The organism is Streptomyces katrae, from assembly GCF_000966975.1.
Taxonomy (GTDB): domain Bacteria; phylum Actinomycetota; class Actinomycetes; order Streptomycetales; family Streptomycetaceae; genus Streptomyces; species Streptomyces katrae.
Genome location: NZ_JZWV01001192.1, coordinates 1 through 2,894 on the forward strand (window position 1 = coordinate 1; position 2,894 = coordinate 2,894).

Annotated in this window: 2 protein-coding genes and 1 pseudogene; all 3 read left to right on the top strand. The window is 72.5% G+C overall.

The window, feature by feature from the left end; genetic code table 11:
• The first annotated feature begins 184 nt into the window (after positions 1-184).
• Positions 185-1,123, top strand: a complete 939-nt coding sequence (locus tag VR44_RS34770) for a serine/threonine-protein kinase (protein WP_094192115.1) — start codon at positions 185-187, stop codon at positions 1,121-1,123.
• 83 nt (positions 1,124-1,206) lie between these two features.
• The gene (locus VR44_RS34775) at positions 1,207-2,184 is read left to right on the top strand and encodes an outer membrane protein assembly factor BamB family protein (RefSeq protein WP_045951635.1); all 978 of its coding nucleotides are present in this window, start codon (positions 1,207-1,209) and stop codon (positions 2,182-2,184) included.
• A gap of 196 nt (positions 2,185-2,380) precedes the next feature.
• Positions 2,381-2,894, top strand: a pseudogene (locus tag VR44_RS34780) (hypothetical protein); the annotation flags it as partial.

Consider the following 2,894-nt stretch of genomic DNA (forward strand, 5'->3'; position numbering starts at 1 on the left):
CACTTCCCTCCGATCGGCCGCCGTGGCCGTGGCCTGGCTCGTCGGCAACTTCGTCGTCGTAGCACTGACTCTGGGGCTGCCGCTTCTACGGGTCATCGGATAGGCCTGTCGCTGACCCTTGCCGGCGGTGCTCCGCTGCGCCTGCCTGGTGCCCGCCCCGGTAGGGCATCTACTATGCGGGACCATGACGCCAGTGATCGCCTCACTGCCCAGCGGACTGCCCGCGGAGCTCGGCGGCTACAGGATTCTGGGAATCCTGGGCGCAGGCGGCATGGGGACGGTCTATCTGGCCAAGGGCCACGGCCGACGGGCGGCGCTGAAGACGATCCGTCCCGAGTTGCTGAACGACCAGGCACTGCGAGATCGCTTCGCCCGGGAAGTGGCCGCCGCGGCCTCGGTTCGCGGTCGCTATGTGGCTGCCGTGCTCCGTTCCGCGCCTTTGGCCGCGGTGCCATGGCTGGCTTCGGAGTTCGTCGCGGCGTCCACCCTCGAACAGGCCGTACGCCGTCACGGGCCGCTGTCCGTGACCGCGGTGTGCGCCCTGGCCGGAGCGTTGGGGCGAGCGCTGACGGCGCTGGAATCAGCGGGCGTCGTCCACCGGGACCTCAAGCCGTCCAATGTGTTGATGGCCCTGAACCGCCCCAGAGTGGTTGATTTCGGTATTGCGCGCATGGCAGGGGACCGCACCCTCACCAGCGCCGGACAGCGTCCCGGGACAGCGGGGTACATGTCACCGGAGCAGGTGATGCAGGAAGAGCTCGGACCAGCCAGCGACGTGTTCTGCGCCGGAGCACTCCTCGTCTTCGCCGCGACGGGACGGCACGTGTTCTACAACGGTGATCAGGCCGGAGCCGACTTCCGGATCGTCCACGAGGAACCCGATCTCAAGGACGTACCGGGCACCTTGGCCCGGGTGGTACGCGGCTGCATGGAGAAACGGCCAGCCGATCGGCCCACCGCCGCAGAGCTCGCGTCCGAACTGGACCCGAGAGGGGTCGGCGCGGGAGCGGCGAAACGGTGGCTCCCGCCCAGCGTCGTCGCCGACGCCGCGGAGATCGAACGAGCCGCGACCGCGCTGGCCGGCGGCCCCGGGCCACCGTCGTCCTCGGGGGCGCGTCCGTAGGGGCTCTGGTCTGGGGCCGGTCCTCTTCGGAGGCGCCGTCCCGGCACGATCCCGCGCCCCGCTGGTCCGGTGAGCCCGGCGAGGTGCCGCCGGCGCTGTGGTCGCTTGAAGGCGCGGCGGTCACGCCACGCTTTCCGCCGGGGGACATCGGCGGCGCGGCGTACTTCGAGGAGCGCGGCGGCGGGCTCGCCGCCTACGACATCGTCTCGGGCCGACGGCGTTGGCGCGGCCCCGCCGTACGAGAGGTGTGGGGCGGGAGCCGTCCCATCGCGCTGGACACCGACGGGACCGTGTTGTTCCTGGCCGCGGCCAACGGTGCGGTTCTCAAGAGGATCAAGGCAGACGCCGACCGTCTGCTGGCCGTCGACCGTGACACCGTGTACGTCCTGGACCGTGCGGGCGAGATACGCGCCTTGCGGTCGGCTGACGGTACCCAGCGCTGGCACGGCAAGCTGCCCGTACCCGGCCCGGTCGCGGCGGCCGGCGGCCACGGTCTGGTGACCGTGGTGTCCGCCACCGGGGCCGTGGCAGCCCTGTCCGCCGCGGACGGTGCACGGATGTGGCGCTATGACATCAGCGGCGCCGACAGGCCGGCGCCCGACACCGAAGCGTGCCGGCCCGCCATGTCCAGCGAGGCCGTGGTGCTGGGGGGCGGAGCCGCGCTCACCGCCCTGGCGCCGCGAGGGGGAGGCCGCCTGTGGCAGCTGGCCGCCGACGAGCGCGCGGGCTTCGGGGAGCCGACGGCGACGGGCGACAAGCTGTACGTGCGGGACGGGGCTCAGCTCAGGGCCGTCGACGCGGTGACAGGCAAGGCGGCCTGGACGGTGGCCGCGGGCGCCGAACTCGCCCCGCGCCCGGGGCCGCTGGTCGTCGGCGCCGGCGTCCACGCCGCGCTCGCCAATCCCGAACTGGGCATCCTCGCCGTGCATACGGGACGTGCAGCGGCCCAGTACGTGTTCGCTCCGGCGCTCGCCTCCGCGGCCCCCTGGCAGGGAGCCGCGGTCGCAGGCAGGGTGGTCTGGCAGCGCGGTTCGAGCGTCAGCGCGCTTCCGGCCATGTGAAACGGCCCCGTGAGGGCCGCCGATGAGGGGGACGGGTATGGAGAGGCTGCTCGACGGCGACCCGAGGTCCGTCGGACCGTACCGGGTGCTCGCCCGATGGCCAAGCCCGGGAGCCGCGCGCTCCGGCCCTGAGCCGAAGGCGGAACAGGGGCCCGCCGTACGCGGCCGCCCACCCCGGCCCGCCACATCGCCGGCCATGTACCTGGGCCGTGACCGCGCGCATGTTCACGCCCTGATCTGCATGCTTCCTCGTGCCGCATGCGCGGCGGCCGAGCTCCTGGCCGGCGTTTCGGTGCCAGGCGTTCCGGAGGTACTGGAGCTTCACACCGCAGACGAGCCGCCGTGGGCCTCCCTGGCCTACACACCCGCCGTCACCCTCGCCGCCGTCGCCGGCTCCACGACCGGAACACTCGAACCGCAGCCGGCGGACCGCATCCGTGCACTGGGTGGCGCACTCTGCGAGACCCTGGCCGGTCTGCACCAGCATGGCGTCAGCTACGGCGTACTGATCCCCTCGGGTGTCTGGCTCACGACGGGGCGCCCTTTGTTGATGGCCTTGTCCTCCTGCCGGACAAGCCCGACTGCCGAACGGGGGCGGCACGGCGAGGAGATCGTTCCGCCATCGGTCCTGCCAGCCCCTTTCATGGCACCTGAGACAGTCGGCGGCCGGGTGTCGTCGCAGGCCGCCGACATCTACGCCCTGGGCGTGC